Genomic DNA, 26,050 nt, shown 5'->3' with positions numbered 1-26,050 from the left:
GGGCCGAACGCGGCGGCGCAAGGGCCGCCCGTTGATTTGCGAGTATCCTCTTTGAGCCAGATCGAAGCCGTCGATGTCGAGATTTCGGTCGTGCTGGGCCGTTCGGTCCTGCCGATGCAGCAACTGCTGCGCATGGGCCGCGGCGCGGTGATCCCGCTGGACGCCTCGGAAAAGGACGAGGTCTGGATTCTGGCCAACAACCACCCGGTCGCGCGCGGCGAGATCGAGATTCGCGACGACCGCATCGCCATCACGGTGACTCGGCCGGCGGATGTGTATGATTTCATGGCGGGCGCGGCTTGATGCTGGGCCGCGGTCAGAAGGCCCCGCCTACTCGACCCGACGCGGCCTGAAGATCGGTTTGAAGGAAAATCGCTCGGCGGCGACGGATTTCGCAAAACGCTCTTTTCTTTCCGGCGGCTCTCCGCTATTGCCCGCCCTCCGATGCGAGCGGTCGTGGCGGAATTGGTAGACGCGCAGCGTTGAGGTCGCTGTGGGGCAACCCGTGGAAGTTCGAGTCTTCTCGACCGCACCATCTGATCTGACAGGGCGAATCTCGGCTAGATACGGCTGACATCAATCTCCAGAGGAGGCAGATACGTGACCCACACGGACTTTGCCCCTCTGCGCCCCGAAGACTCCCCTCTCGAGAACGATGATCACGCCGCCCTCGGCGAAGACTACGCCCTGACGGCGGCCTTCGTCGAAAAGGTGGTGGACGCGGCCGATGACGGCGACGGCATGCGGCTGCGCGGCCTGCTGGAAGACCTGCACCCCGCCGACGTCGCCGACCTGATGGGCTTCCTGACCGCCGAGCACCGCTCGGTCGTGGTCCAGTGGCTGCCGCCGGACCTGCTGGCCGAAGCCCTGCCGGAAATGGACGACGGCATCCGTGAAAAGGTGCTGGAGCGCGTCCCCTCCGCCACCCTGGCCGAAGCGCTTCAGGAACTGGATTCGGACGACGCCGCCTCGGTCGTTGAAGACCTGGAGGAGGACCAGCGCGAACGCGTCCTGGCCGCCATGCCCGAGGTCGAACGCGCCGCCATCGAATCCTCGCTCGGCTATGAAGAGGATTCGGCCGGCCGCCTGATGCAGCGCGAATTCATGGCCGCGCCGCAGTTCTGGAACGTCGGCGACACCATCGACCATGTCCGCGCCCAGGGCGATCATCTGCCCGAGCTCTTCTTCGACATCTATGTGGTCGATCCCATGAACCGGCCGGTCGGCGGGGTGGCCATCAGCCGGATGCTGCGCAGTCCGCGCGGCACGCCCCTGACCGAGCTGATGGAGCCGGTGAACCCCATCGAGGTGGACGTCGACCAGGAAGAGGTCGCCTACATCTTCGAGAAATACCACCTGATCTCGGCCCCTGTGGTCGACGTCGGCGGGCGACTGGTCGGCCAGCTGACCGTCGACGACGTGGTCAACATCATCCAGGAAGAGAACCGCGAGGACATCCTGCGTCTGGCCGGGGTCGCCGACGAGGACCGCTCGTCCAGCGTGATGGAGATCGTGCGCGGCCGCGTGCCCTGGCTGGGCATCAACCTGTTCACCGCCGTCCTGGGCGCCAGCGTGATCGCCTTGTTCGAGGGCACCATCCAGCAGATCGTGGCGCTTGCCGTGCTGATGCCCATCGTCTCGGCCATCGGCGGCAATGCGGGGACGCAGGCCCTGACCGTCACCGTGCGGGCCCTGGCGACGCGCGAACTGAACGCCTCCAACGCCCTGCGGACCTTCTGGCGCGAGATGGCGGTCGGCCTGGCCAACGGCTTTGTCCTCGCGCCGCTGATCGGCCTGGCGGCGGGCTTCTGGTTCCACGACTGGCGCATCGGCGCGGTCATCGCCGCCGCGATGATCCTGAACCTGCTTGTGGCGGCCAGCGTGGGCGTGCTGACCCCGCTGACCCTGTCCAAGCTCAAATTCGACCCGGCTGTGTCCTCGGCCGTGTTCGTGACGGCGACGACCGACTTCTTCGGTTTCCTGATCTTCCTCGGCCTGGCGACCATCGTCCTGCTCTGAACCTGACCTGAAACGGCCTCGCCTGTTTCGGAATGAGGCTTGCTCCGCCCCCGTCGGGGCGAGAACGCCCGTTTCGAATTGGGTCAATCCGTGTCCGCAGCCGCGCCGCAACGCCGCAAGGTCTCTCGAGAAGGCCTTCTGCTGATCAAGAGCTTCGAGGGCTTCCGCCCGCGCACCGTGCTGCGCCGCGACGGGACGCCTGTCATCGGCTACGGCCACGCCCGCTCGGCCCGCCCCGGCGCCGCGGTCAGCGAGACCGAGGCCGAACTGCTGCTGCAGTACGACCTGATGCCCATCGTCGCCCTGTTGAACGACCGGGTGCGCCTGCCCCTGAACCAGCATCAGTTCGACGCCCTGGCCAGCTTCATCTTCTCCATCGGCCTGGAGCGGTTCCAGGGATCGGACGTCCAAGCCAGTCTGGACGCCGGCGCCCCGTCCGAAGCCGCCGTCGCCCTGTCCGCCTGGCCCGAGCGCGCCTCGCCGCCGGTCGACGCCCTTTATCGCCGCCGCTCGGCCGAACGCGCCCTGTTCGACACGGCCCCCGATCAGCCTGCCTCGCTGGACGCCTTGCTGACCGCCCCGGTGCGCGGTCCGGGCGCCGCCGAGCCGCCGGCCGACGCCCCGCCGCCCACGGCGCCCGTCCTGCGCCACGAAGCGCGCACGGCCCCCGACGCGACGCCGGGCGACAAGGGCGCCGTCCTGTTCATCGGCGGCGTCGGCGTCCTCGCCTTCCTCGCCGGAATCGCCGCCTTCCAGCGCGCCTGGCGCGCCCCGGACACGAGCGACGCGACCGTCCTGATCGGCGCCGGCCTGGCGATCGCCGGCCTCGTCTTCATCGGCATGGCCGCCTGGAGCGCCCTGCGCGCCAAGGCGCCGACGGCGACCGACCCACAGCACAAACAGTCCCGCTAACAGGCGTCTTTGCGAAGCCCGCGCGCAATGCTACGCCTTTGGGCATGAGCATACCCTTCGCGCCCCAATCCATGGAATTCGGCCTCGGCGAGACCGCTGACGCCATCCGCGACACGACCGCCCGCTGGGCCGCCGAACGGCTGGCCCCCCGCGCCGCCGAAATCGACGAGAAGAATGAGTTCGCCCGCGACCTGTGGCCCGAAATGGGCGAGTTGGGCTTGCACGGCATTACGGTCGAGGAAGAGTTCGGCGGCCTCGGCCTCGGCTACCTCGAACACGTGGTGGCGATGGAGGAGGTGTCGCGCGCCTCGGCCTCGATCGGCCTCAGCTACGGCGCCCACTCCAACCTGTGCGTCAACCAGATCCGCCGCTGGGGCACGCCCGAGCAGAAGGCGAAATACCTGCCCAAGCTGATCTCGGGCGAACATGTCGGCTCCCTGGCCATGTCCGAGGCCGGCTCGGGTTCGGACGTCATGTCCATGCGCACCCGCGCCGAGAAGAAGGGCGACCGCTACGTCCTGAACGGGACCAAGTTCTGGATCACCAACGCCCCCCAGGCCGAGACCCTGGTGGTCTATGCCCGTACCGGCGACGGCAACGGCGGCGTCACCGCCTTCCTGATCGAAAAGGGCATGAAGGGCTTCAGCGTCTCCAAGAAGCTGGACAAGATGGGCATGCGCGGCTCGGACACGGCCGAACTGGTGTTCGAGGACTGCGAAGTCCCCGAAGAGAACATCATGGGCGGCGAAGGGCGCGGCGCGGCCGTGCTGATGAGCGGCCTCGATTATGAGCGCGCCGTGCTGTCCGCCGGTCCCCTGGGCATCATGCAGGCCGCGCTGGACGTGGTCCTGCCCTACGTCCGCGACCGCAAGCAGTTCGGCAAGGCCATCGGCTCCTTCCAGCTGATGCAGGGCAAGGTGGCCGACATGTACGTCGCCCTGAACAGCGCCCGCGCCTATGTCTATTCGGTCGCCCGCGCGTGCGATCAGGGCAAGACCACCCGCTACGATGCGGCGGGCGCCATCCTGCTGGCCTCGGAGAACGCGGTGAAGGTCACGCTGGAAGCCGTCCAGGCCCTGGGCGGAGCCGGCTACACCAAGGAATGGCCGGTCGAACGCCTGGTCCGCGACGCCAAGCTCTACGACATCGGGGCCGGCACCAACGAAATCCGCCGCTTCCTCATCGGCCGCGAGCTTCTGGGAAGCTGACGGAACCCTAAGGCGGGCGGGCGGTTGCCTTTCACTCGGAAGGAGATCGTCATGCCCGCCAAGTCCGCCGCCCAGCAGAAAGCCGCCGGAGCCGCCCTGTCGGCCAAGCGCGGCGACACGCCCAAATCCAAGCTGAAGGGCGCGTCGAAATCCATGATGGAATCGATGAGCGAGAAGCAGCTTGAAGAGTTCGCCCACACCAAGCGCAAGGGCAAACCCGAACACGTCTCAAAGCACTAGACGCCTATTTCGTCACAACCCTCGCGGCGGGGATGGCGCAAGTCGCGGCGCGCCCCTAACGTCGTGCATGATATCGCTCTGAGTCTCGCTTGATGACGCTCGTTTCCACGCCGCCGCCCGATGAGGGGCGGACCTTCTCCGACGTGCTGGAGCGCCTGGGCCAGGACCGGCCGGATCAGGGCGAGTCCGACAAACTGTCCCTTCGCGAAATGGTCGAGGCCTTCGGCGAGCGCGGCTTCGGCGCCGTCATCCTGATGCTGGCCCTGATGGCGCTCTTCCCCTGGCCGCCGGGCGGCAAGGCGGTCTTTTCCGTGCCGATCATCCTGATCGCCGCCGAGCTGGCGCTGCAGCGCGAGAAGGTGTGGTTGCCGCGCTGGCTGCTGGATCTGTCGGTAAGCCGCGCCTCCTATCGGACGGCGGCGGAGAAGATTCTGCCCCGCCTGCGCCGGGTCGAGCGGCTGACCAAGCCGCGCTGGCCCGTTCTGACCGGCGAAGCCGCGGATGTGGCGATCGGCGTGATCTGCATCCTGCTGGCCATGATGATGGCCCTGCCGGTGCCGTTCGGCGACGCCCTGCCCGGCCTGACCCTGGCCCTGTTCGGCCTGGGCATCATCCAGCGGGACGGCGCCTTCATCCTGGCCGGTTTCTTCGGCACGGCCGTGTGCGGCGTCTATCTGGCCCTGGTTTGGACCACAGTGGTCGCGGTCGTCGGCAACATCGCCAGCTGGGCCGCAAACCTCTTCTAGGAAATCCGGAGCCGCGTCAGCCCGCGTCGGTCTGGCCGCTGAGTCCCTGCATGATCATGCGGTTGATGTCGATCAGGGTCGAGAAGTCGTCCTCGCCCCGCATGACCTCGGACGTGTTGCGGTTGACGAACAGGCTCAGCGAGATGAACTGCGCCCGCATCGCCTGAGGCATGGCGTTGCTCGAATCCGAGCAGGCGGTCGCCAGCGTGGACCACAGGCGGCGGTTCCAGTCCAGGGCGTCCATCCGCCCGGCGACATCCGACTTGTCCAGGGTGGCGGCGTGCATCAGGGCGCGCGTCACCTGGCCGAACAGCCGGTACTCCATCTCACGCGGTGATTCAGCCCGCGTCGCCGCCGTCTTGTACGCCTGAAGCGACATTGCCGAGCCTTTGGTCTTCGTAATCGACGATTTTGCGAGCGCCCATCAGGGCCTTGTAATACTGACGCGCCAGCACATGCTTGGAGCAGGCGACGCATTCCGTCAGGACGTCCGGATTGCGGACCGCCCCCATGAATTCGGTCAGGCGCAGGGCGAATTCATCATAGAATTTCGGCGCCTCCGCCTCGTCCAGATACATCATCATGACGGGGAAGTAGATGCGGCGCGCGGGCGTGGTCACGTCCTCGGGCTGCATGATGTCCTTCTCGCGCAGGACGCTGGCCTTGTTCTGCAGGACCAGGACGCCGCGACGGTCGCCGTTCTGCACGACGGCCCCGTTCAGCACGAATTTTTCGCCGGGCTTCAGCGACAGTTTCAGAGGCAAGGGAAGGTCTCCGTGGCGCCGCCCTCACCGTGACGGCCGGCCGCTGAGGAACTGTAAAGCGACGTGGTTAACCATCTCTTCATTTGGCGCGTCGCGTTCCGGCTGATGGGAACGCCCTGACGAGCCGAGCCGTTGAGCTTTTCGAAGGGAGACGATGATGCCAGCCCCCGACTTTGACGCCGACGGCCAGGACCAGGCCGAGGTCTATGACGAGACCCATCTGGACGATGAAGGCGACGGCGACCTGTCGTTCGACGAAGCCGACGACGTTCTGGACGTCACCCAATTGGACGGCGACGCCGACCCCGAACCCTTTGATGAAGACGACGCCGATCTGGACGGCGACCTGGCCCTGGACGGGATGGAGGCCGAGGCTGACGCCCTGCTGGGCGTCGACAGCGTGCGCCTGAGCGAAACCGACGGCGACGGCGCCCCGGCGTCGGGGGCCGACGAGGTCGAGCTGGTCTATGCCGGCTTGATGCGCAATCAGCGCGGCGCCCAGGCCAGCGCCGCCCACTGGGAGGCCAGGCGCCTCTCCGACGACGACATAGAGGACCTGGGCTACGGCCCTGAACAGTGAGGGAATTCATGACCGACCATCATCCGACCAAGGCCCAGGAAGACGCCGACCCGAACACCCCTCCGGCCAAGCGCGCACCGCACGAAAGCGGCAAGCCCGACCAGCTGAAGGACAAGGAGAAGGACGCCGAGAACCGTCAGGAAGCCCTGATCGACGAGGGCGTCGAGGAGACCTTCCCCGCCAGCGACCCGGTGTCCGCCAAGCGCATCACCTGACCCTGCCGCCTGTTCACACGGATTTCTTTAAGCTACCTGCTCCCTTCCCCCGGAATGGAGCAGGTTTCGCATGAGCCGGTTCGAAGGCACGTCCAACTACATCGCCACCGACGACCTGAAGGTCGCCGTCAACGCCGCCGTGGCGCTGGAACGGCCGCTGCTGATCAAGGGCGAGCCGGGCACCGGCAAGACGGTCCTGGCCTATGAACTGGCGCGGGCGCTGAACGCGCCGCTGATCACCTGGCACGTCAAATCGACGACCAAGGCGCACAACGGCCTGTATGAATACGACGCCGTCAGCCGCCTGCGCGACAGCCAGCTGGGCGACGAACGCGTCCACGACGTCCGCAACTACCTCAAGAAGGGCAAGCTGTGGGAGGCCTTCACCGCCCCGGCCCGCCCCGTCCTTCTGATCGACGAGATCGACAAGGCCGACATCGAGTTCCCCAACGACCTGCTGCAGGAACTCGACCGCATGGAGTTCTACGTCCAGGAGACGGACGAGACGATCCGCGCCGAGGTCCGCCCCGTGGTCGTCATCACCTCGAACAATGAGAAGGAACTGCCGGACGCCTTCCTGCGCCGCTGCTTCTTCCACTACATCCGTTTCCCGGACGCCGAGACGATGCAGGACATCGTCGAGGTCCACTTCCCCGGCATCAAGCCGCGCCTGGTCGCCGAGGCGCTGAAGACCTTCTATGAAATCCGCGACACGCCGGGCCTGAAGAAGAAGCCTTCGACCTCGGAGCTTCTGGACTGGCTGAAGCTGCTGCTGGTCGACGACGTCTCGCCGGAGACCTTGCGCGAAAAGACGCCGGGCAAGCTGATCCCGCCGCTGCACGGCGCCCTGCTGAAGAACGAGCAGGACGTGCATCTGTTCGAGCGCCTGGCCTTCATGAGCCGTCGCGAAGGCGCCCGCCCCGGCGGCTGATTTCAGCCGCTTTCCCGTCGTCTTTCGATTACCGCGATTTCACTGGCCCTGCCGCGCTTATGGCGCACAATCGGGGCCTGGAGTGGAGCCGACCATGCAACACATCACCTGGCCCGTTATCGCCCTGGCGCTGATGACCGCCGCCTGCGACAACGGCGGCTCGGTGCGCATCACCACCTCCACGACCTCGGATTCGTCCGGCGTGCTGAAGGTGGTCGACGCCCTGCAATGCCCCCAGACCCAGGGCGTGCTGACACGCAAGGGGTCGGCCCGGGCCGACGGGTCCTGCGTCTACGGCGGCCCGCGGGGTTCGGAAGTCATCCTGCAACTGGTCCAGTTGGACGGCCGCTCGGCCCAGACGGCGCTGAAACCCTTCGAGACCCGTCTGACCGCCGACCTGCCCGAAGCCATGGCCCAGGTGGAGGCCGAGAACGCTCGAGCGGAGGCCGCCGCCGCCAAGGCCGAAGCGGACGCCGCCCGCGCCGAGGCTGACGCCGACCGAGCCGCCGCCGAGGCGTCCAGGGTCGCCGATGAGGTCGCAGGCGATTCCGCCCAGGTCAGAATGCCGGGCCTGCGCGTCGACGCCCAGGGCGACAAGGCCACCGTCCGCCTGCCCGGCATGAAGATCGAGGCTGACGGCGACCGCGCCAATATCCGCATCGGCGGCCTGACCATCCGCGCCGACGACAAGAGCAGCCGCGTCAACGTCTCGTCCGGAGACGACGCCGTGAACATCGACGCGACCGACAGCGCCGCACGCATCCGCACCAGCGCCGCCTCGGGCGAATCCGTGCGTTCGACCTTCCTGATGGCCGCGAACGAGCCGTCCGCCAGCGGCTGGCGCACCGTGGGCTATGAAGCGCGCGGCCCGGTCGGCGGCCCCATCGTCGTCGCCACCGTCCGCAGCAAGGACCGCGACCCGGACCGCCTGTTCGACGCCGCCAAGGCCCTGGTGACGCTCAACGTCGGCGATTAACCCCCATCTATCGCAACGGCCGCCCTTGATCGCGCGTTCGGTCTGAGTCACCAGCTGAGCATGCGCAGCATCAAGACCTTGGCCGAAGAAATCGAAGACGCCGGCCCCGCGCCTCGAGTCCGCAAACCCAAGCCGCCGCGCGCCTGGCAACGCATGTTGTCCGGCCGCCGCCTGGATCTGCTGGACCCCTCGCCGTTCGACATCGAGATCGAGGACATCGCCCACGGCCTGGCCCGCGTCGCCCGCTGGAACGGCCAGACGATCGGCGAGCACGCCTTCTCGGTGGCCCAGCACTCGCTGGTGGTCGAGGAGATCGCCGCCCACATTCGTCCGGGGCTTGAGCCGAAATGGCGCCTGGCCGCCCTGCTTCACGACGCCTCGGAATACGTCATCGGCGACATGATCTCGCCGTTCAAATCGGCCCTGGGCGCCAGCTACAAGGACTTCGAGGCCCGGCTGGAGGCGGCGATCCACGTCCGCTTCCAATTGCCGCCCAAGACCCCGCAGACGATCAAATCGCTGATCAAGAAGGCCGACAAGGCCTGCGCCTTCTATGAGGCGACGCAACTGGCCGGATTCACCCGCCGCGAATCCCTGCAGATCTTCGGCGCTCCGCCCCCCGGCTATGATCTGGTGATCGAACCCCTGCCCGCCGCCGTGGCCCAGGAGCGCTATCTGGACCGCTATCGCGTTCTGGCCGAAGCTGTCGGCATCCTGCCCGGCGCCGACGCCTGGCACACGGAATAGAAAGCGGGCGCAAGGGAGACGCATGGACCAGGGGCGGACGGAGGCGTCATCCTCCCACACCGGCATAAGGATCGGCCTGTCGGCGGTGATCATCGCCCTGCGGGACCGCGAGGCCGTCGTCCTGACCACCCACGCTCCCGACGGCGCCCCCGCCCTGCCCTTCGGCCCCTTCGATCCGGCGCGCGACCGGACCTTCGAGTTGGCGCTCCGCGACTTCGTGGCGGCTCAGACAGGCTTCCCCCTGGGCTTCGTCGAACAGCTCTACACCTTCGGCGACCTGGGCCGCGACGCCCCGCGCGCCACGCCCGGCCCGGATCGCGCGCGCGAGATCTCGGTCGGCTACCTGGCCCTGACCGCCGACGCCGCCGAGGGCGCCAGTTTCGGCGCTTCCGCCAGCTTCGACGCTTCGGGCCGCGACGCGGCATGGACGCCCATCTTCCACGTCTTCCCGTGGGAGGACTGGCGTCGGGGCCGCCCGCCCGTCATGGAACGCCTGATCCCCGCCCTGAGCGCCTGGGCCGTCGACGACGCCGCGCGCAAGGGCCGCATCGACGCCCTGTTCGCCCTCACGCCCGGTGCCCGCTGGAACGAGGAGCGCGTGCTGGATCGCTATGAACTCCTCTATGAGGCGGATCTGGTCGAGGAATCCGCTCGCGACAACGGTCGCCCAGCCCCCGCTCCGCTCGGCGACCTGTCCATGACGTCCGACCACCGCCGCATCCTGGCGACCGGCGTCGCCCGCCTGCGCAGCAAGCTGAAATACCGGCCCGTCCTGTTCGACCTCACGCCCGCGACCTTCACCCTGTCCGCGTTGCAGGCGGCGGCCGAGGCCGTGGCGGGCCTGTCGCTGCACAAGCAGAACTTCCGCCGCGGCGTCGAGCGCACCGGCCTGGTCCAGCCCACGGGCGTCTTCACCAGCGACACCGGCGGCCGTCCCGCCGAACTGTTCCGCCATGTCCGACCCGAACCCGGCGATGGCGGCGCCTTCGGCCTGTCGCTTCCCGGACAGCGTTGAACCGCCGTTCAAATTTCTTCGCCGTCATGGCTTGCAGCCATCGCAGCCTTTGATTAGAGAAGCCGCTCGCTCAGCCCCATTAGGGACTACCGACCCGCGGAGAGGTGGCAGAGTGGTTGAATGTACCGCACTCGAAATGCGGCGTACGTGGAAGCGTACCGGGGGTTCGAATCCCCCCCTCTCCGCCATTAATTACCTATAAATCAACGACTTACCTCAACACCCTGGGGATAATTGGCGGCACGCTGCGCCGGCGCCCTTCGGCAGACCTTTGGCGCCGCCGCGACGCCGCTCACTGCAAACTGGGCCGCAGCAGCGCCCCGTCGCCATCTGGCGCGAGCGATAGCTTCAGGCGGCTACAGACTAAGCGTCCGACGGTTCGAACAAACGCGCCAGGTCGACCCGGCGAGCCAGCAGGTTTTCCAACGTATAGCCGTCCAGCACCTTCATGAAGGCGGCCAGGGCCTGATGCAGCGCGCCTGTCAGGCCGCAGGCGGGCGCGATGATGCAGTTTCCGCAATCGACCAGATCGAAGCCGTCCTCGGTGTGGCGTACCACGGCCCCGACGTTGATCTCGGCCGGCGGGCGCGCCAGCCTCACTCCGCCGAATCGACCGCGCACGCTGACCAGATAGCCCCCGTTCACCAGGTCGCTGACCACCTTCATCAGGTGGTTCTGGGAGATGTCGTAGGCCTGGGCGATCTCGGCGATCGAGCACAGCCGATCCTCGCGTGCGCCCAGGTAGAGCAGCACCCGCATGGCGTAATCCGTATAGCGCGTCAGGCGCATTCAACCTCTCTGGAGCCGCTTACGGCGAGGCTCTCGATAAGCGCGTCATCGCGCCGCAGCAAATTATATGCATCCTCATTGCATGTTTCAAATGCGCGCTATAGATGCATTAGCAATGCATCAATGGAGCAAGGGCGATGAACGGCCGCTCGCATAGTCTGGAACAACCGCCGGCCCCGGCCGCCCGAGCCGCTTCAGCGCCGATCCCCTATCGCTCGACGTCGGTGTTTGACGCCTCGTCCCTGCCCGCCGCCCTGCGGGCCGATCACAGCCTCAAGGCGGGAACCTGGGGTCTGATCCAGGTGCTGGAGGGCGAGGTCAGCCTGACCTATCGCGACCCGCACATGACCACTGTGCTCCGTCCGGGAACGCCGGGCCGTATCGAACCGCAACAGGTCCATTTCGTCGAACCGCTGGGGCCGATGAGGATGCGCGTCGATTTCTACAACGAGCCGCCCGGCGATTAGACGCCGGCAGCCCCCCCCTTTCCTTCCCCCACTTAGTATCGCCTAGGAGTTTCCTGATGGCTCAAGCCCTCAGCGAGCGCACGATTGCGCTTGTCAAAGCCACTGTTCCCGCGCTTGAGGCGCATGGTCTCGACATCGTCCACGAAATGTATTCGCGGATGTTCCAGAACCCCGAGATCCGCGACCTGTTCAACCATTCGCACCACGGCGACGCCGGTTCCCAACCGCGCGCCCTGACCGGGGCCATCCTGGCCTACGCCGCCAACATCGATAACCTGGGCGCCCTGGCCGCGGCGGTCGAGCGCATCGCACAGAAGCACGTCGGCCTGCAGATCCTGCCCGATCACTACCCTCACGTCGGCGCGGCCCTGCTGGGCGCCATCGCCCATGTTCTGGGCGAAGCCGCGACAGAAGAGATCATGACCGCCTGGGGCGAGGCCTACTGGTTCCTGGCCAACATCCTGATCACCCGCGAAGCGGCCATCTACGAGGACCTGGCGGCGGCCAAGGGCGGCTGGAACGGCTGGCGCGCCTTCGAGGTGGTCGAGGTGCGCCCCGAAAGCTCGGTCATCACCTCCTTCGTGCTGAAGCCCAAGGACGGCGGCCCGATCCTGCGTCACCGACCGGGCCAGTATCTGACCTTCTGGTTCGACATCCCCGGTCATGCGCCGATCAAGCGCAACTACTCCATCTCCTGCGCCCCCAACGACGAGACCTATCGCATCTCGGTCAAGCGCGAGGACAAGGGCCTGGCCTCGGGTTGGCTGCACGACAACGCCCGCGTCGGCATGGTGCTGAAGGTCGGGGCTCCGGCGGGCGACTTCTTCCTGCCCGAGACGCCGCAGCGCCCGGTCGTGCTGCTGTCCGGCGGGGTCGGCCTGACGCCCATGGTGTCGATGCTGGAGACCCTGGTCGCCGAGAAGCCGGATACGGAGGTCCACTATGTCCACGGCGCCTATGACGCCGGGGTCCACGCCATGGGGCCGCACATCCGCGCCCTGACGGCGGCCCATCCGCGCGCGCGCAGCACCGTCTTCTATGAGGCGCCCGCCAATGACGCCGACGGCCATGACCATGCAGGGCGCATCTCCGGGGCCTGGCTGAGCCAGCAAACACCGATTCAAGAGGCCGACTACTATCTGTGCGGCCCCCGCCCCTTCCTGCGCGCCCTGGTGTCGGACCTTCGGGAGGCCGGCGTTCCGGCAGATCGCATCCACTATGAATTCTTCGGCCCTGCGGACGAAATCCTCGCGGCCTAGCCGTCGCAGAACCTGAATGGAGCCGGCATGGCCCGCTACAGATCGTCGACAGATGCAACAGCACGTTACGCCAGCGTCGCCTTCGTTGCGACCTTGTGGCTGGGCCTGCTGATCGGCGTTTCATTCCTGGCCACGCCGGTGAAGTTCCAGGCGCCGTCGCTGACCCTGGCGACGGCGCTGGAGGTCGGCCAGGCGACCTTCGCCCTGTTCACACGTGTGGAATGGGGCCTGGTCGTTCTGCTGGCCCTGGCTGTCGCATGGGTCGGGCGAACGAGCGTCCCGCTTGGCCTCTGGATCTGCGTGGGCGTGCTGGCGCTTGTCCTTGCAGCGCAGTCTCTATGGCTTCTGCCGATACTCGACGCTCGGATCGCCTTCATCACCGCCGGCGAAACACCGCCGCCCTCTGAGCACCACTGGCTCTACGTGGCGTTGGAGACAGGCAAGCTTCTGATCCTTGTAGGGGTGGGCTCAATGCAATGGCGCGCGTCACCCGTGCGCGCCATGGCCTGATCGTCCAGGTTCCCGCCGAACAGCGAGTGCTCGGCCTGTAAGACGTCGCCGTTCGAGGCGCGACGGAACCGCCAGGGGCTGCTCGCTTGCAATTATATCGTATTACGACATATTTGATCCCATAGGAGAACGACGATGTCCGCACCGCCTGACGACGTAACCATCCGAGTGATCAATGAAGGCGCCGGCTGGCGTCTGGAATGTCGCCCCCGCTTCGAGGCTCAGATGTTCCGTTCCGGGCGGGCGGCCGAGGCTGCGGCGCGTTCGATCGCTGCACGCTTCGCCCTGTCCGGCCTCGGGGTTCAGATGGCCGTAGAGGATCAAGGTCACGCCATTCTGGGGACCACCACCTTCTTCCCCTTACCGGTCCCCGACACCCTGAACGCCGCGCCGACCGCTCGAGGAGGTCTGTTATGAGATCCGTGCTCGTGTTCGCGGCGTCAGGCATGCTGGCGCTGCTGATCGGCATCTTTCTGATGGTAAGCGGCAGTCTGACGGCGAATATGGTCAAGGCCCTCATTGGCGTGGCCTTCATCCTGTCCGGCCTGTCGGCGATCGGCTGGTCCGTCATCAAGAGAAACAAGAACCTGTAGCCTGTATGGTCGTCGCCTGATGTCGCATCCCTCCACCGAACTGACCCAGGCGGATTTCGAATCCCTAGCCCGGTTCCGTTTCACCATCAGGCGGTACCTGGCCTTCGCCGAACAGGGAGCCAAGGCGGCAGGCCTGACATCCCAGCAACATCAGGCCTTGCTGGCGATCAAGGCGCAGAGTTTCACCAGTGAGATGACGGTCGGTGACCTGGCCAACCGCTTGCTGCTACGCCCCCACAGCACGGCCGAACTGGTCAACCGCCTGGTCGCGGCAGACCTGATCACACGCGACATCGCCGTCCATGACCGGCGCAAGGTTCATGTGCGCCTGACGGCCAGGGGCGAGGCCGTTCTGGCGACGCTTTCGGCGCGCAACCTGCGTGAACTCCAAACCGTGACACCGGCGTTCGAGGCGCTGCTCCTGCAGTTGTCCGACCTGGTGGAGGACTTTGTCGGCCCAAACGATTGCGACACCGGCGCCTAGACGGCTCGGCTCAGACGCCGGTGATCGCCCCATCGGCGCGGCTGACGCCGACGCGCTTCAACGTCGTCACCTCGAACGGCTTGGCGAAGATGGTCGAGACCTGCATCAGGGCCGCCTCGGCCCGGTCTTCGGTCAGGGTCAGCAGGATGAAGCCCTTGGCCGACTGGTCGCAGAAGCGCACCTCGTCATTGGCCTGCATCAGCGCCGCACCGAGAGGGAAGCCGCCGATGGCGTCGCCGATCGAGGGGCTGGAGACCGCGCTGGTCCCGAATTCGACCGCCCGGCGCGCGCCGTTCGCGTCCTTCAGCTCGTTGACCCAGAAGGCGTGGCTGTCGCCGGCCAGGACGATGGGCTGCACCCCCGCCTCGGCGAAGGCGGCGTAGAGCCGTTCGCGCCCGGCCGGATAGCCGTCCCAAGCGTCGAGGTTGAACGGCAGGCCCATCTTGAACAGGAACAGGGCCTGTTCGAACTGGTCGCGATAGGCCTCGGGGATCTGGGCCATCAGGCCCTGAACCTGAGCCTCGGTCAGGGTGCGAGACACGTCGGGACCGGCCACGCGCGCCATGACGACCTGATTGCCCAGCACCTGCCACGGACGGCCCTTGGCCTTGGAGGCGGTCAGTTCGCGCTTCAGCCAGTCGCGCTGCTGCGCCCCCATCAGGTCGCGAGCCGGGTCGTTCAACTTGGCGCGGAAGGCGTCCAGGTCCAGCACCGCCTCGCCGTCCGGTCCCTCCTTGGCGGTCAGATCCCTGTCATAGGCCAACGGTTCGGTGCGGCCGGTCAGGCGGGTCTCGACCATCATCAGACTGGCCAGGTCGCCGAAGTGGAAGCTGCGATGGATCGCCTCCTTCAACGCGCCGGGCGCGGCTTCGCGGATCGGCATCCACTCATAATAGGCCTTCAGCGCCGCCGCCTTGCGCTGGGCGAAGTCGCCTTCGGTCTCGGGCTGGTGGTTCTCAGCGCCGTGCAGCCAGGCGTCGTTGGCCGTCTCATGGTCGTCCCAGACGCAGATGAAGGGCGCGCGGGCGTGGGCGGCCTGGAGGTCGGCGTCGCGCTTGTACTGGGCGTGGCGCAGCCGATAGTCGGCCAGGGAGACGATCTCGTGCGCCGGCTCGGGCACGCGGCCCAGCGTCGGCCCGGTCGCCATGCCGTAGGCGTCGGAATCCGCCCCGTATTCGTAGATGTAGTCGCCCAGATGAACCACGACGTCGAGGGTCGGCAGGGCGGCGATCGCCTCATAGGCGTTGAACAGACCGCCGGGGTGCAGTTGGCACGACACCACCGCCAGATTGACCGGCGTGACGCCCTCCGCCGCCAGGGTGCGGGTGCGGCCCACAGGCGAGCGTGTGTCGCCCACAGCGAAGTCGTAGCGATAGTCGCGGCCGGGGCGCAGGCCCGCCGCGTCGACCTTGACCGTATAGTCGCGCTCAGGCCCCGTCTCGAACCGGCCCGAGGCGACGACGCGGTCGCCCTCCCGGTCCAGCACGCGCCAGACGACCGAGACCGGCCCGGCCTGGTCGTCCGCCGGAGTCACGCGCGTCCACAGGATCACCCGGTCGGTCGCCGGATCGCCCGAGGCCACGCCGTGGACGAAGGCGACAGCGACGCCTTCGCCCGTCGGGACCGTGGCGCAGCCCGCCGCCGCGCCCGCGCCGAACAGGCCCAGAAGGCCGCGACGGTTCATGGTCATGGCTCTGGTCCTCAGTAGCGCAGGGTGAAGGCGACGCCGTAGCTGGCGCCCCGTCCGGCGATGAAGGTCGGCAGGCCCAGCGCATCGCCGGTGTTGCCCGCGTCCTTGATGTATTCCTCGTCCAGGATGTTGTCGCCGAAGGCCTCGACGCCCCAGTTCCCCGACAACGGGGCGTAGCGCACCCGCAGGTTCAGCAGGCCGTAGCCGTCCTGGTATTCGTCCTGCGCGGTGTCGGCGACGAAGTTGCCGGTCTGTAGCTCCGGGCGGTCGTTGTCGTCATCGAAGAAGACCTTGGACTGCCAGGTGTAGGTCGGCTGGATCTCGATGGTCCCGGTCTCGACCGGCAGGCGCCAGGTCGCGCCGATCGAGGCCATGTGATCCGGCGACAGGCGGAAGCGATTGCCGTCGCGCGCGCCGCCGTCGAAGCGCGAGTGGTTGTAGCCGTAGGTGCCGAACAGATCGAAGGTCGGCGTCGCAGCAAAGGCGACCTGGCCTTCAAACCCATAGGCGTTGGCCTTGCCCGCATTGACGGTGACGAAGCGGGTGCCGTCCTGCTCGGTCGTCTGGAAGTTGTCGTAGGCGTAGTGGAACACCGCCCCGTCCAGGCGCAGGCGGCGATCCATCAGCGCCGCCTTGTAGCCGACCTCGAAGCTGTCGACGGTCTCGGCGGGGATGACTTCAAAGGTCGGGGCGCCCAGCGGCACGGACGGGCCGCGCACCTCCAGCACCTCGGGGCGACGGCCGCGCGCATAGTTGGCGTAGAGGCTGGCGTCGTCCGACACGGCGTAGCGCGCCGTCAGACGCCAGGTGAAGCCGTCGTCCTCGTGATCCGCCTGGATCAGGTCGCCGTTATTGGCGGTCGGCTGAGCCGTCAGCGCGAACAGAGGCAAGCCCGAGGCCAGCGGCAGGTCGGCCGCTCCCGGCGTCGCCAGCCCCGTCAGGATGGCCGTGATCTGCTGTTGCAGCCGCTGAGCGCCGGCCAAGTCTCCGGCCTGTGCCAGTTGCTGGGCCTGAACGCCGAGGGTCTGCACCGCCACCAGGCCGCCGGCGATGGAACGGCCGTTCAGCACCGCCGCCGAATAGCCCGTAGTCTTGTCGTCGCGCGTCCAGCGCACCCCGCCCGAGAACTCCAACCGATCGGTCGCCTTGAAGGTCAGATCGCCGAACAGATCATAGGAGGTCAGATCAGCCCGGTTCGTCGCCGTCTCGATATGGGCGGGCTTCAGATTGCCGACGATGCCTGGGATCAGCGGATGCGCTGCGGCGGGCAGCATGGACTGGAGAATGCCGCCCATCAGCAACGGCGTCGGCGCGGCGTAGACCATCTTCAACCGCTGGTCACCCAGCGGCGTCGCCAGTTGCAGCAGGGCCAGCCGCTCGTCGAACTGGGTCGGCATCCGCTGGAAGCCTTCCTCGTTGAAATAGCCTGCGCCGACGAAGCCAGAGAAGCGGCCGCCGTTGTCGAAGTTCAGGCGGAACTCCTGGCTCCACTGCTCGCCATAAGCGTGCTCGGCCGCCGTCAGCAGCGGCAGCGACGTGCCGTCCGGGTCGAACACCTCGGTCGAGTCAAACTGGCGATAGGCCGTGGTCGAGTTCAGCGTCAGCGACGGCGACAGGTCCCACTTCACAAGGCCCGTCACGCCCCAGACCTCGCGATCCAGGCCCAGGCCGACGCCGCCGTCGAAGTCCGCGCCCGGCGTCAGGGCCGCGCCGTCCCACGGCGCACGACCGCCCAGGGACGCGCCCGTCGTCGGGTCGAAGGGGTCATAGGCGATCGACTTGAACGAGGTGCCGCTGGCCGAGTCCTTCTGATAGTTGGCGATCAGATCGGCGCGCAGATTGTCGGTCGGCGCCCAGGCGCCCGACAGGCGCAGCGCCTTGGTCTCGATCGAATTATAGTCCTCGCCGCCCAGCAGGTTCTCGACCGTGCCGCCGCGCGTCTTCATCCGCGCCGCCAGGCGCAAGGCGCCGGTTTCGCCTACCGGCGCATTCACGAAGCCCTCGACCGCGCGATAGTCCAGATCGCCCGCCTCGATACGGGCGCCGGCGTCGAACCGGCCCGGACGGGCGCGATTCTGCACCAGGTTGACCGCGCCGATCAGGGCGCCGCGGCCATAGAGGGTCGACTGCGGCCCCTTGGCCACCTCGACCCGCTCCATGTCGAACAATTCGACATAGGAGCCGCGCGACTTGGAGATCGACACCCCATCCTGAAACACCGACACGCGCGGCTCGGCGGTGGCGGCGCCGGAGTCCGAGGTGATGCCGCGCATCACGAAGCCCGGATTGTTCGGCGACTGGTTCTGCACCAGGAAGCCCGGCACGAAGGCCGACAGCTGGTCGAACTCCTGCACGCCCAGGTTTTCCAGAAAGTCGCCGCTGTAGGCCGTCAGGGCGAACGGCACCTCGATCGGGTCCTGAGCGCGCAGCTGGGCCGTCACCACGATGTCGTCCACGGCGGTCGTCGCCTCGCCCGGCGAAACGCTCTGGGCATGGGCGGTGCCCGCCGCCATCAGGCCCGCAACAGCGGTGCCCGCCAGAAATCCACGCTTGAGGCTGATCGGCTTCATGGTCTTACCCCCTGAGAAAGCAGGACAGACCTAGAGATGCTGAATGTCGCGTGCGCGACGAGCCGGCCACAGCCGAATGAAGCTGCGGCGGCGAACAGGCGAAACTTCCTCGCACCACACCCTATTTTTCCGGCCGCAGCCTCATCCTTGAAGCAAGGGCGCCTGGCCGCAAGTTCGGCATCGCCAACGCGCAGATGATCGAACGGCAAGTGATGAATCCGGGTCTCGAACCAAACTTAGATTGATTCTGATAATCGTTCGCATTAAAGGCAGAGCCTGTTTCCAACGGGGTGCCGCCGATGCGTTCGCTATTGATGATTTCCGCCGGGCTCTCAGCCCTCGCCGCCGCCTTCCCGGCCATCGCCGAGGAGGCTGCCTCCGCGATCGATCTGAACCAGCCGGTGCGGGTGGCGCCCGTCACCGTCGTCGGCACCCGCACCGAACGCCGCGTCGATGAAGTTCCGGCCAGCGTCAGCGTCATCACCGCCGAGGCGATCGAGACCAATCTGGTCACCGACATCAAGGACCTGATCCGGTTCGAACCGGGCGTCAGCGTTCCGACCAGCCCCGCCCGCTTCTCGGCCGCCCTGTCGGGCGCCGGACGCGACGGCAATTCGGGCTTCACCATCCGCGGCATGGGCGGCAACCGGGTGCTGATCGTGCAGGACGGGGTGCGGGTGCCGGACGGCTTCGCCTTCGGGGCGCAAGCTGTGGGGCGCGGCGGCTACAACGATCTGGATCTGGTCAAGTCGGTCGAGATTTTGCGCGGTCCGGCCTCGGCCCTCTACGGCTCGGACGGCATCGCCGGGGCGGTCAGCTTCACCTCGAAGGACCCGACCGACTTCATCGAGGCGGGCCGCAGCTTCGGCGCCCGTGCGCGGGTCGGCTACAACTCCGCCGACGAGGGCTGGACCGAAGGCCTGGCTTTGGCCGGGCGCAGCGGGCCCCTGTCAGGCCTGCTGGCCTACACCCGTCGCGACTCCCAGGAGACCGAGAACATGGCCGAAACGGGCGGCGTCGGCGCGGCCCGCACCCAGCCCAACCCTCAGGACTTCGCCTCCAACGCCGTGCTGGCCAAGCTGGTCTGGGACGCAGCGCCCAATCACACTCTGCGCCTGACCTACGACCACTTTGACCAGGACATGGAGGGCGAGGCGCTCAGCAGCTATTCCGCCTCCGTCACCGGCCTGAGCGCCCAGGACGAGACGCAGCGGGACCGCGTCAGCCTTGACTGGCGTTTCGACGACTTCCTGGGCCTCGAGTCCGGCTCCGCCGCCGTCTTCTGGCAGGATGCGACGACGCGTCAGTTCACCTTTGAGCAGCGTCCGACGCTGGGCGATCGCACCCGCGACGTGACCTTCGACAACGCCGTCTGGGGCCTGGCGGCGCAGGGTTCCAAGAGCTTCGGCGGCGAGGCTGTTCGCCACCGGGTCACCTTCGGCGTCGACGGGTCGCGGACGACCCAGGAAGGCGTCCGCGACGGCACGCTTCCCCCGATGGGCGAACCCTTCCCCGCCCGTCCTTTCCCCAAGACCGAGTATGACCTGGCCGGCCTGTTCATACAGGACGAGATCGATCTGCTGGGCGGCCGCCTCAGCATCATTCCGGCCCTGCGCTACGACTGGTATGAGCTGACGCCCAAGGCCGACGCCCTGTTCCCGGCCCCGGCCGAGGGGCAGAGCGACAGCCATCTGTCGCCCAAGATCGGCGCCATCTACTGGGCGGACGATCACTTCGGCGTCTTCGCCAACTACGCCCAGGGCTTCAAGGCGCCCTCGCCCATGCAGGTGAACAACTTCTTCGCCAACCCGGTGTTCGGCTATGAGTCCATCCCCAATCCAGACCTGAAGCCCGAGACCAGCGAGAGCATCGAGGGCGGCTTCCGCTTCCGCAATCTGGATGTCTTCGGCGGCGTCCTTTCGCTGCAGGCCACGGCTTTCCGCACGGAATACGACGACTTCATCAATCAGGTGGTGGTGCGCGGAACCGGCGTGCCGGGCGTCGATCCGCTGATCTATCAGTACGTCAACCTGACCAAGGTCGAGATCTGGGGCCTGGAAGCGCGCGGCGACATCCACTGGGACAACGGCCTCTCGGCCATCGTCACCGCCTCCTTCGCAGACGGCGAGCAGGAGACGGACGGCGAACGCGGCGCCCTGACCAGCGTCGATCCGATCAAGCTGGTCGGCGGGCTGAACTACGCCGCCCCCTCAGGCGTCTGGGGCGGAAGCGCCACCGTCACCTGGTCGGACCGCAAGTCCAACCACGAATGCGGCGGCGGCCTGTGCTGGCCGGGCGAGCGCTTCACCCTGCTGGACGTCACCGCCTTCTGGAACGTGACAGAGCGGGCCACCCTGCGCGCCGGCGTCTTCAATGTCTTCGACGAGAAATACGCCTGGTGGAGCGACGTGCGCGGCCTGAACCGCCCCGCCGTCGGCGCCCGTCCGGCCACGCTCGACGCCTTCACCCAGCCGGGCCGCAACGTCGGCGTCTCGCTGAACATCCGCCTGTGAACCACCTCATGACCCACAAACGCGAAGCTCTTCTCCTGCACAAGAACGGACAACCGATGCGCGCCATCCTGATCGCTGCGGCCCTGCTGACCGGCGCCTCCGCCGCCCAGGCCCTGCCCCTCGCCTCGACCTCGCCCCAGGCCCAGGCGTCGTCACCGGCGCCGACCAGCGCCTTTGAACGCGACCGCCAGGCCATCCTGGCCCAGGTCGGCGACTATCGCGTGCGTTTCAACATGCGTGAAACCGTCGGCCTGCAAGCCGACTATCAGCCGCTTGAACCCAAGACGTCCGGCGGAACGGAGATCGTGCGCGTCGTCCATGACACGGGCGACCGCATCAGCCTGCAGCACATCCTGGTCATGTATCACGAGGGTCAGACCATCCTCGTCAAGCACTGGCGCCAGGATTGGACCTATCAGCCCGAGACCGTCCTGATCTACGCCGGCCCCGACCAGTGGACCCTGACGCCTGTGTCCGCAGAGGACCGTCGGGGCGCCTGGTCCCAGACGGTCTGGCAGACAGACGATTCGCCCCGTTACGGCGGCGTGGGGCGCTGGAGCTACGACAACGGCATGACGGTCTGGACCTCGGGCCCGACCTGGCGCCCCCTGGCTCGCCGCGACGCCGTGCGGAACCCGGTCTACGATCGCTATCTCGGGACCAATCGCCACGTCATCCGTCCCGGCGGCTGGGTCCATATCCAGGACAACGTCAAGATGACCGGCCGCGACGGCGGCGAGCCTCGCGCCATGGTGCAGGAGGACGTGGTCAACACCTATGACGCGTCCGCCGCCTTCGAACCCAAGCCCGGCGACGACTATTGGGCCGCGACGAAGGCCTATTGGGCCGAGGTCCGCGCCGCCTGGGACGCCGTCATCACCCGCGACGGCGGCGTCCATGTGCAGGAAGTCGCCGACACCGGCGCCGTCACCAGCGCCGCTCTGATGGAGATGGCGGACAAGATCAACGCCGGCGAACTGACCACCGAGGCGGCGGCGGAACGGGCTCGCGCCCTGATCAACGAGGCGACCCGCCCCTGAGGGCGGTTCCCTCCGCCCTACCAGTTTATACGAAGACCCAAGGCGGCCTCGGTGGCGGTCTGGCGGCTCTGGTCGCCGTCGATCGTCCACCGATGGCTGGCCTGACCGTAGAGGCTCACGTTCGTGCTCACGCGAGCGGTGAGGCCGCCGCCGACTTCCAGCGCCGTGTGGCCGAACCGGTTCTCGATCGCGGGGGAGGATTGCCCCAGGATCACGCCGTCCTGGCCGGAGAAGGCGCGCCAGAGATTGATCCGTCCATACGGCTGCCAAAGCGTCCCGCGCGCGTCGCGGCGGGTGTATTGCAAACGCGCCCCGATCCGCCCGGTCCAGGCCGACCCTTCATCCCAGTCGACGCTCGAATACTGGTCCTGCGTCCCGTCCACCCGCACATCCTGGTAGACGATCTGCGCCTGCGGCTCGACCAGCCAGTTCTCTCGCAGGGTGATGGGATAGCCGGTCTCGAGCGACGCCGTGTATCCGGTCGTCTCGGTCGAGGCTTCGGAGCCGTAAAGGGACGTCGCCTCCATGTCGTACCAGCTCTGCTGCAGGACCGTATCGACATACCAGCCCGTCGGGCCGAAATGCGTCCAGTAAGCCCCGACAGACGAGCCGTCCGTTTGCAGGCGACCCACCTCCAGATCCCGCATCCCGCGTGCAAGGCCGCTCATCGACGCGTCGTGGTCGGTATAGGCCACATACAGGCCGACGTGATCGCGACGGCCGCTGTCCGTCGTCCGCCGGAAGAGGTCGAGCCCGGTCTGGAACCCGACCAGATCGCCTTCGGCCCGAGCCTCGGCCGGTCCGCCCCATCGGTTGTCCAGCCGCGCCCCGAACAGTCGCCCCCAGGCGCCGTTCACATAGGTTCGCCGCTCCCCCGAGCCTCGCAGGTTTTCCTGATCGCCGACGCGCTGGTGCAACGTCCCCAGGGTTGAAAGGGCCATCTGCCGCGCGATCGCAGGAATAGGCGCGTAGAGCGACGTCTCGGGACGATAGATCGGAATGTCGGGCCCGTTCGGATCCTCGCTCTTGAGATGAGACCGAAGGAACCAGTCGCCCGGATCGGAGTCGCCGCCCCGGAAGAGCTGATACTCATAGGCGCCCGCCACGACGCGCTGGCCCAGCGTGAAGGCCTCGGCCGTCGTCGCGCCGCCGCCGGTCACCTGGACCAGCCGAATGCCGTCGTCCACGGTCAGCGCGCCGGGGCCGCCGGTATTGTTGACCAGGATGGTGGTCGTGCCGCCGGCCTGACCGCCATTGATCACCAGCAGGTTGGTGGGCGAGGCGTCGCCGCCGAGATAGGTGTTGAAGCCGATGCGGCTCCCTGCGCCGCCCGTATAGCCGCCGACCGTCAGCGTACTGTAGCCGTCCTGTCTCGCCAGGAACTGGATCACGCCGGCGTTGGTCAATGCGCCGGTCGCGCTGGAAACACCGGTCAGGTTCCAGGCGCTGTCGGCGTCGATCGTGATATCGGCCGCATTTCGCGCCAAGCCGGTCCAGAGACTGCCCTGCGCCAGGGACACGTCGGCGGTGTTGCCGGGGTCGGCGAGCAGGTCGCCCGTCCATTGCGAAGCGGTCAGGCTGGCGCTGGTCGCGCTTCCGGAGCCGATCAGACGGTGATCGCCCGTCCAGCTGCTGTTGCTCAGATTATAGGCGAGGGTCGATGCGTCGACGACGATGTCGCCCGTCAGGGACGGCATGTCGGCGATGTTCAGCGTCAGGTCGCTGGCCACACCTGTGGCGTCGTCGCTCACCTGCGCCAGCAGGGGCCGGCCGTTGACGACGGCGGGGTTGAGCACGGCGCCGCCGCCGATCGAGACCACGCCCGTCCCGCCTTCGGAAAGGACGATCGCGCCGTCAGCGGCGCTCAGGCTGCCGCCGGTGATCGACACGGTGTTCGCCGCGCTGCCCGCGAGGTAGATCGCCGACGATCCGGCTCCGTTCGCCGCGACGGCCGCGCCCGAAATCGTGAGGTCCCCGCCGTTGACGGCGGCGACGCCGTGCGCAGCGGCGCCGGCGGTTTCGACCGAACCGCCCGCGATCTGCACCGTCCCTGCATCGCCGGCCCGGACTCCGAACGCGGCGTCGCCTGAGGTGGCGACGTTCGTGTTGGTCAGGGTGATGCTGCTGTCAGCGTCCCGCGCGGATACGCCGAAGGCGTTCGCTCCCTGCGTAGCGACCGTGGCGTCGGTGGCGGCGATCGCGCCGCCTGCCATCGCATGCAGGCCCGCGGCGTTGATGTTCGTCGTTTTGACCGAGGTTCCGGACAGGGTGATGCTGCTGTCGTCGTCGGTCGCCCGGACGGCGTCGGCGCCGCCGATCGCGGCTGTGTCGGCTCCGTTGGTCGTGATAGAGCCGCCGACGATCGAGGCCGAGGCGCCCTGGCTGACCCTGACGCCGACGGCGCCGTCGCCGTGCGTGGTGATGCGGGCGTTCTGCGTCTGCAGCCTGCTGCCGACCCCGAGCACATCCGCGCCATGGGCCTCCAGGCCTATGTCGGCGCTCGGAAACTGAAGGACCGGAAGGTTGCTCCCGCCTCTTCCATAACCGGTCGTGATCTCCGTGTTGCTCGCGGTGACGGCGCCCCCGGCGATGACGAGCAGGCCGGCGCTGGAAGGGCCGGAAGTGCGGACTATGGTATCGGTCAGGGTGACCGTGCTGCCCGACCCGCTCGCCGCTGCGCCTGAGGAATTGGGCTGATAGGTGAAGACGCCGTAGCCGACGAAGTCGATCCTGCCGCCGGCGTCGGCCCACAGGCCCTGACTGTCGGCGCCGTAGGTGGCGGACGTCGCGCCATTGACGACAAGAATCCGGCTGCCGACGCCACGGGCCAGCATGCCCGGAGAGCCGGTGGTGACGGCGCCGCCGTAGTAGTCGCCGGTCGCGATCGCGCCGCCGCTCATGGTGATCAGTCCGCCATCGGCCGCGAGCAGCCCGGCGCCGCCGTTTCCGGAGACGTTTACGTAGGCGTTGTTGAGGGTCAGGCTGCTGTCAGCGCCCGCCGCGACCGCGCCGGCGACGTTATGGCCATCGCTGTACGTACTCAGGTCGTTGAGGGCGATCGATCCGCCCGCGTCCGCAAAAACAGCAGAGGCCCCCGCGCCGCTAGTCGTGACGTTGGTGCGGGTCAGGGTGATCGTCCCGCCCCCCGACGCATAGGCGCCGTGCGCGTTGTCGAGCGCCGTGTTCACCCCGCTGTCGGTCAGCGTGACGCTGCTGCCTGTCCCGATCGCCTCGACGCCGTGAGCGCCGGCGCCGTTCGTATAGACCGAGGTATAGCTGCCGGTGATCTGCCCCCCGCCATCGGCGTAGAGGCCGTGGCCGTCGTCGCCATAGGTGGTGACCATGGCCCCGTCCGACGGCGTGCCGGTCAACGAAATCGTACCGTCATCGCTGGCGCGCACGCCGTGGCCGCTGCCGAACGCGGAAAGATCGACAGAAACGCCGCTATAGCTTCCCGATCCAGAGACATCGACCACGGGCGCGGCGTCTGCGCTTTGCCTCGCGGTGAACGCCGGATCGGCGCAGCTGCCGGAGGAGAGATTGAGCGCCGCCGGCGCAGCGGCGCATTGAGCGAACGCGTGCGTGGAGGGCAGCAACACCGCCGCCGCCGCCGCCCAGATGGCGCGATGGCGACAGGCTGAGTTCAAAAGCGCCTTCTTCCGCGAATCGCCGAAACCAAGGCCGACAATCGAAACCGGCGTCTCCACACGGGCTACAGGCAATCGCGAACTCCGCAGACGATATCTAAACTGAGGCCGATACGTGCTGCGGAAAGAGTTAAG

26 protein-coding genes and 2 tRNA genes are annotated in these 26,050 nt (G+C 67.5%); 22 read left to right on the top strand and 6 right to left on the bottom strand.

Going from position 1 to position 26,050, the window contains the following annotated elements:
- The first annotated feature begins 51 nt into the window (after positions 1-51).
- From ACWIDZ_RS11530 to ACWIDZ_RS11500, 7 genes are all read left to right on the top strand, one after another.
- Complete coding sequence (locus ACWIDZ_RS11530) at positions 52-303, top strand: FliM/FliN family flagellar motor switch protein (protein ID WP_003164329.1); 252 nt, start codon at positions 52-54, stop codon at positions 301-303.
- A 147-nt stretch (positions 304-450) separates the two neighbouring features.
- A tRNA-Leu gene (locus ACWIDZ_RS11525) sits at positions 451-535 on the top strand.
- A gap of 65 nt (positions 536-600) precedes the next feature.
- Positions 601-2,019: a magnesium transporter gene (gene mgtE / locus ACWIDZ_RS11520; RefSeq protein WP_338576161.1), complete on the top strand. Its 1,419-nt coding sequence runs from the start codon at positions 601-603 to the stop codon at positions 2,017-2,019.
- Between the two features lie 39 nt (positions 2,020-2,058).
- Positions 2,059-2,931, top strand: coding sequence for a lysozyme (locus ACWIDZ_RS11515; RefSeq protein ID WP_453989234.1), 873 nt, complete (start codon positions 2,059-2,061; stop codon positions 2,929-2,931).
- 44 nt (positions 2,932-2,975) lie between these two features.
- Complete coding sequence (locus ACWIDZ_RS11510; protein ID WP_453989233.1) at positions 2,976-4,139, top strand: isovaleryl-CoA dehydrogenase; 1,164 nt, start codon at positions 2,976-2,978, stop codon at positions 4,137-4,139.
- 51 nt (positions 4,140-4,190) lie between these two features.
- Complete coding sequence (locus ACWIDZ_RS11505; RefSeq protein ID WP_024353207.1) at positions 4,191-4,379, top strand: DUF3008 family protein; 189 nt, start codon at positions 4,191-4,193, stop codon at positions 4,377-4,379.
- A 92-nt stretch (positions 4,380-4,471) separates the two neighbouring features.
- Positions 4,472-5,125, top strand: a complete 654-nt coding sequence (locus tag ACWIDZ_RS11500) for an exopolysaccharide biosynthesis protein (RefSeq protein ID WP_453989232.1) — start codon at positions 4,472-4,474, stop codon at positions 5,123-5,125.
- A 16-nt stretch (positions 5,126-5,141) separates the two neighbouring features.
- Here the strand turns inward: ACWIDZ_RS11500 and flaF are convergent, their stop codons facing one another.
- Positions 5,142-5,504: a flagellar biosynthesis regulator FlaF gene (flaF, locus tag ACWIDZ_RS11495; protein ID WP_453989230.1), complete on the bottom strand. Its 363-nt coding sequence runs from the start codon at positions 5,502-5,504 to the stop codon at positions 5,142-5,144.
- A complete protein-coding gene (gene flbT, locus ACWIDZ_RS11490) occupies positions 5,464-5,889 on the bottom strand; it encodes a flagellar biosynthesis repressor FlbT (RefSeq protein ID WP_046653004.1) in 426 nt (141 codons plus the stop codon). Before flbT ends, flaF begins: the two co-directional genes overlap by 41 nt.
- Positions 5,890-6,043: 154 nt before the next feature.
- Between flbT and ACWIDZ_RS11485 the strand changes: the two genes are divergently transcribed.
- The 7 genes from ACWIDZ_RS11485 (at position 6,044) to ACWIDZ_RS11455 (ending at position 10,541) form a co-directional block, all read left to right on the top strand.
- Complete coding sequence (locus ACWIDZ_RS11485; protein ID WP_346522622.1) at positions 6,044-6,469, top strand: hypothetical protein; 426 nt, start codon at positions 6,044-6,046, stop codon at positions 6,467-6,469.
- A gap of 8 nt (positions 6,470-6,477) precedes the next feature.
- On the top strand, positions 6,478-6,684 hold the full coding sequence (locus ACWIDZ_RS11480; RefSeq protein WP_291783135.1) for a hypothetical protein: 207 nt from the start codon (positions 6,478-6,480) through the stop codon (positions 6,682-6,684).
- A 70-nt stretch (positions 6,685-6,754) separates the two neighbouring features.
- The gene (locus tag ACWIDZ_RS11475; protein WP_291783137.1) at positions 6,755-7,615 is read left to right on the top strand and encodes an AAA family ATPase; all 861 of its coding nucleotides are present in this window, start codon (positions 6,755-6,757) and stop codon (positions 7,613-7,615) included.
- A 94-nt stretch (positions 7,616-7,709) separates the two neighbouring features.
- A complete protein-coding gene (locus ACWIDZ_RS11470) occupies positions 7,710-8,591 on the top strand; it encodes a methyltransferase type 11 (RefSeq protein ID WP_343831480.1) in 882 nt (293 codons plus the stop codon).
- A gap of 153 nt (positions 8,592-8,744) precedes the next feature.
- A complete protein-coding gene (locus ACWIDZ_RS11465; protein ID WP_312219911.1) occupies positions 8,745-9,338 on the top strand; it encodes an HD family hydrolase in 594 nt (197 codons plus the stop codon).
- 22 nt (positions 9,339-9,360) lie between these two features.
- Complete coding sequence (locus tag ACWIDZ_RS11460) at positions 9,361-10,353, top strand: NUDIX hydrolase (protein WP_453989228.1); 993 nt, start codon at positions 9,361-9,363, stop codon at positions 10,351-10,353.
- 98 nt (positions 10,354-10,451) lie between these two features.
- Positions 10,452-10,541: transfer RNA gene (locus ACWIDZ_RS11455), tRNA-Ser, on the top strand.
- 175 nt (positions 10,542-10,716) lie between these two features.
- Here ACWIDZ_RS11455 and ACWIDZ_RS11450 read toward each other — a convergent pair.
- Positions 10,717-11,142, bottom strand: coding sequence for an RrF2 family transcriptional regulator (locus tag ACWIDZ_RS11450; protein ID WP_453989226.1), 426 nt, complete (start codon positions 11,140-11,142; stop codon positions 10,717-10,719).
- Between the two features lie 137 nt (positions 11,143-11,279).
- Between ACWIDZ_RS11450 and ACWIDZ_RS11445 the strand changes: the two genes are divergently transcribed.
- The 6 genes from ACWIDZ_RS11445 (at position 11,280) to ACWIDZ_RS11420 (ending at position 14,455) form a co-directional block, all read left to right on the top strand.
- A complete protein-coding gene (locus ACWIDZ_RS11445; RefSeq protein ID WP_453989225.1) occupies positions 11,280-11,609 on the top strand; it encodes a DUF1971 domain-containing protein in 330 nt (109 codons plus the stop codon).
- A gap of 56 nt (positions 11,610-11,665) precedes the next feature.
- Positions 11,666-12,868 (top strand): NO-inducible flavohemoprotein, encoded by a 1,203-nt coding sequence (gene hmpA / locus ACWIDZ_RS11440; protein WP_453989224.1) that lies wholly within the window; start codon positions 11,666-11,668, stop codon positions 12,866-12,868.
- A 27-nt stretch (positions 12,869-12,895) separates the two neighbouring features.
- A complete protein-coding gene (locus ACWIDZ_RS11435) occupies positions 12,896-13,378 on the top strand; it encodes a hypothetical protein (RefSeq protein ID WP_453989223.1) in 483 nt (160 codons plus the stop codon).
- A gap of 135 nt (positions 13,379-13,513) precedes the next feature.
- Positions 13,514-13,795, top strand: a complete 282-nt coding sequence (locus ACWIDZ_RS11430) for a hypothetical protein (protein WP_312218397.1) — start codon at positions 13,514-13,516, stop codon at positions 13,793-13,795.
- Between the two features lie 29 nt (positions 13,796-13,824).
- Positions 13,825-13,971 carry a hypothetical protein gene (locus ACWIDZ_RS11425; RefSeq protein ID WP_343831467.1) on the top strand — a complete coding sequence of 49 codons (147 nt, stop codon included), beginning with the start codon at positions 13,825-13,827 and terminating at the stop codon, positions 13,969-13,971.
- Between the two features lie 19 nt (positions 13,972-13,990).
- A complete protein-coding gene (locus tag ACWIDZ_RS11420) occupies positions 13,991-14,455 on the top strand; it encodes a MarR family winged helix-turn-helix transcriptional regulator (protein WP_291783208.1) in 465 nt (154 codons plus the stop codon).
- A gap of 10 nt (positions 14,456-14,465) precedes the next feature.
- Here ACWIDZ_RS11420 and ACWIDZ_RS11415 read toward each other — a convergent pair whose 3' ends face one another.
- Together ACWIDZ_RS11415 and ACWIDZ_RS11410 are read right to left on the bottom strand one after the other, a co-directional pair.
- Positions 14,466-16,145, bottom strand: a complete 1,680-nt coding sequence (locus ACWIDZ_RS11415) for an alkaline phosphatase D family protein (protein ID WP_453989222.1) — start codon at positions 16,143-16,145, stop codon at positions 14,466-14,468.
- 11 nt (positions 16,146-16,156) lie between these two features.
- The gene (locus tag ACWIDZ_RS11410; RefSeq protein WP_453989221.1) at positions 16,157-18,715 is read right to left on the bottom strand and encodes a TonB-dependent receptor; all 2,559 of its coding nucleotides are present in this window, start codon (positions 18,713-18,715) and stop codon (positions 16,157-16,159) included.
- Between the two features lie 299 nt (positions 18,716-19,014).
- Here ACWIDZ_RS11410 and ACWIDZ_RS11405 point away from each other — a divergent pair, with 299 nt between their 5' ends.
- Together ACWIDZ_RS11405 and ACWIDZ_RS11400 are read left to right on the top strand one after the other, a co-directional pair.
- Positions 19,015-21,228: a TonB-dependent hemoglobin/transferrin/lactoferrin family receptor gene (locus tag ACWIDZ_RS11405; RefSeq protein WP_453989220.1), complete on the top strand. Its 2,214-nt coding sequence runs from the start codon at positions 19,015-19,017 to the stop codon at positions 21,226-21,228.
- An 8-nt stretch (positions 21,229-21,236) separates the two neighbouring features.
- The gene (locus ACWIDZ_RS11400; protein ID WP_453989219.1) at positions 21,237-22,268 is read left to right on the top strand and encodes a DUF6607 family protein; all 1,032 of its coding nucleotides are present in this window, start codon (positions 21,237-21,239) and stop codon (positions 22,266-22,268) included.
- Between the two features lie 17 nt (positions 22,269-22,285).
- Here the strand turns inward: ACWIDZ_RS11400 and ACWIDZ_RS11395 are convergent, their stop codons facing one another.
- Complete coding sequence (locus ACWIDZ_RS11395) at positions 22,286-25,990, bottom strand: autotransporter outer membrane beta-barrel domain-containing protein (RefSeq protein ID WP_453989218.1); 3,705 nt, start codon at positions 25,988-25,990, stop codon at positions 22,286-22,288.
- Positions 25,991-26,050: the final 60 nt, after the last annotated feature.

This window comes from Brevundimonas sp. NPDC055311 (assembly GCF_053645695.1).
The sequence above is the reverse complement of the archived record's forward strand: the minus strand, read 5'-3'. Positions and strand labels throughout refer to the sequence as shown.

Coding starts and splice junctions, on each gene's coding strand:
- ACWIDZ_RS11400 (WP_453989219.1), top strand. CDS start 21,237: ATGACCCACAAACGCGAAGCTCTTCTCCTGCACAAGAACGGACAACCG.
- ACWIDZ_RS11465 (WP_312219911.1), top strand. CDS start 8,745: ATGTTGTCCGGCCGCCGCCTGGATCTGCTGGACCCCTCGCCGTTCGAC.
- ACWIDZ_RS11430 (WP_312218397.1), top strand. CDS start 13,514: ATGTCCGCACCGCCTGACGACGTAACCATCCGAGTGATCAATGAAGGC.
- ACWIDZ_RS11505 (WP_024353207.1), top strand. CDS start 4,191: ATGCCCGCCAAGTCCGCCGCCCAGCAGAAAGCCGCCGGAGCCGCCCTG.
- ACWIDZ_RS11410 (WP_453989221.1), bottom strand. CDS start 18,715: ATGAAGCCGATCAGCCTCAAGCGTGGATTTCTGGCGGGCACCGCTGTT.
- ACWIDZ_RS11420 (WP_291783208.1), top strand. CDS start 13,991: ATGTCGCATCCCTCCACCGAACTGACCCAGGCGGATTTCGAATCCCTA.
- ACWIDZ_RS11485 (WP_346522622.1), top strand. CDS start 6,044: ATGATGCCAGCCCCCGACTTTGACGCCGACGGCCAGGACCAGGCCGAG.
- ACWIDZ_RS11460 (WP_453989228.1), top strand. CDS start 9,361: ATGGACCAGGGGCGGACGGAGGCGTCATCCTCCCACACCGGCATAAGG.
- ACWIDZ_RS11450 (WP_453989226.1), bottom strand. CDS start 11,142: ATGCGCCTGACGCGCTATACGGATTACGCCATGCGGGTGCTGCTCTAC.
- hmpA (WP_453989224.1), top strand. CDS start 11,666: ATGGCTCAAGCCCTCAGCGAGCGCACGATTGCGCTTGTCAAAGCCACT.
- ACWIDZ_RS11445 (WP_453989225.1), top strand. CDS start 11,280: ATGAACGGCCGCTCGCATAGTCTGGAACAACCGCCGGCCCCGGCCGCC.
- flaF (WP_453989230.1), bottom strand. CDS start 5,504: ATGTCGCTTCAGGCGTACAAGACGGCGGCGACGCGGGCTGAATCACCG.
- ACWIDZ_RS11510 (WP_453989233.1), top strand. CDS start 2,976: ATGAGCATACCCTTCGCGCCCCAATCCATGGAATTCGGCCTCGGCGAG.
- ACWIDZ_RS11435 (WP_453989223.1), top strand. CDS start 12,896: ATGGCCCGCTACAGATCGTCGACAGATGCAACAGCACGTTACGCCAGC.
- ACWIDZ_RS11425 (WP_343831467.1), top strand. CDS start 13,825: ATGCTGGCGCTGCTGATCGGCATCTTTCTGATGGTAAGCGGCAGTCTG.
- ACWIDZ_RS11475 (WP_291783137.1), top strand. CDS start 6,755: ATGAGCCGGTTCGAAGGCACGTCCAACTACATCGCCACCGACGACCTG.
- ACWIDZ_RS11405 (WP_453989220.1), top strand. CDS start 19,015: ATGCGTTCGCTATTGATGATTTCCGCCGGGCTCTCAGCCCTCGCCGCC.
- ACWIDZ_RS11415 (WP_453989222.1), bottom strand. CDS start 16,145: ATGACCATGAACCGTCGCGGCCTTCTGGGCCTGTTCGGCGCGGGCGCG.
- ACWIDZ_RS11470 (WP_343831480.1), top strand. CDS start 7,710: ATGCAACACATCACCTGGCCCGTTATCGCCCTGGCGCTGATGACCGCC.
- ACWIDZ_RS11500 (WP_453989232.1), top strand. CDS start 4,472: ATGACGCTCGTTTCCACGCCGCCGCCCGATGAGGGGCGGACCTTCTCC.
- ACWIDZ_RS11480 (WP_291783135.1), top strand. CDS start 6,478: ATGACCGACCATCATCCGACCAAGGCCCAGGAAGACGCCGACCCGAAC.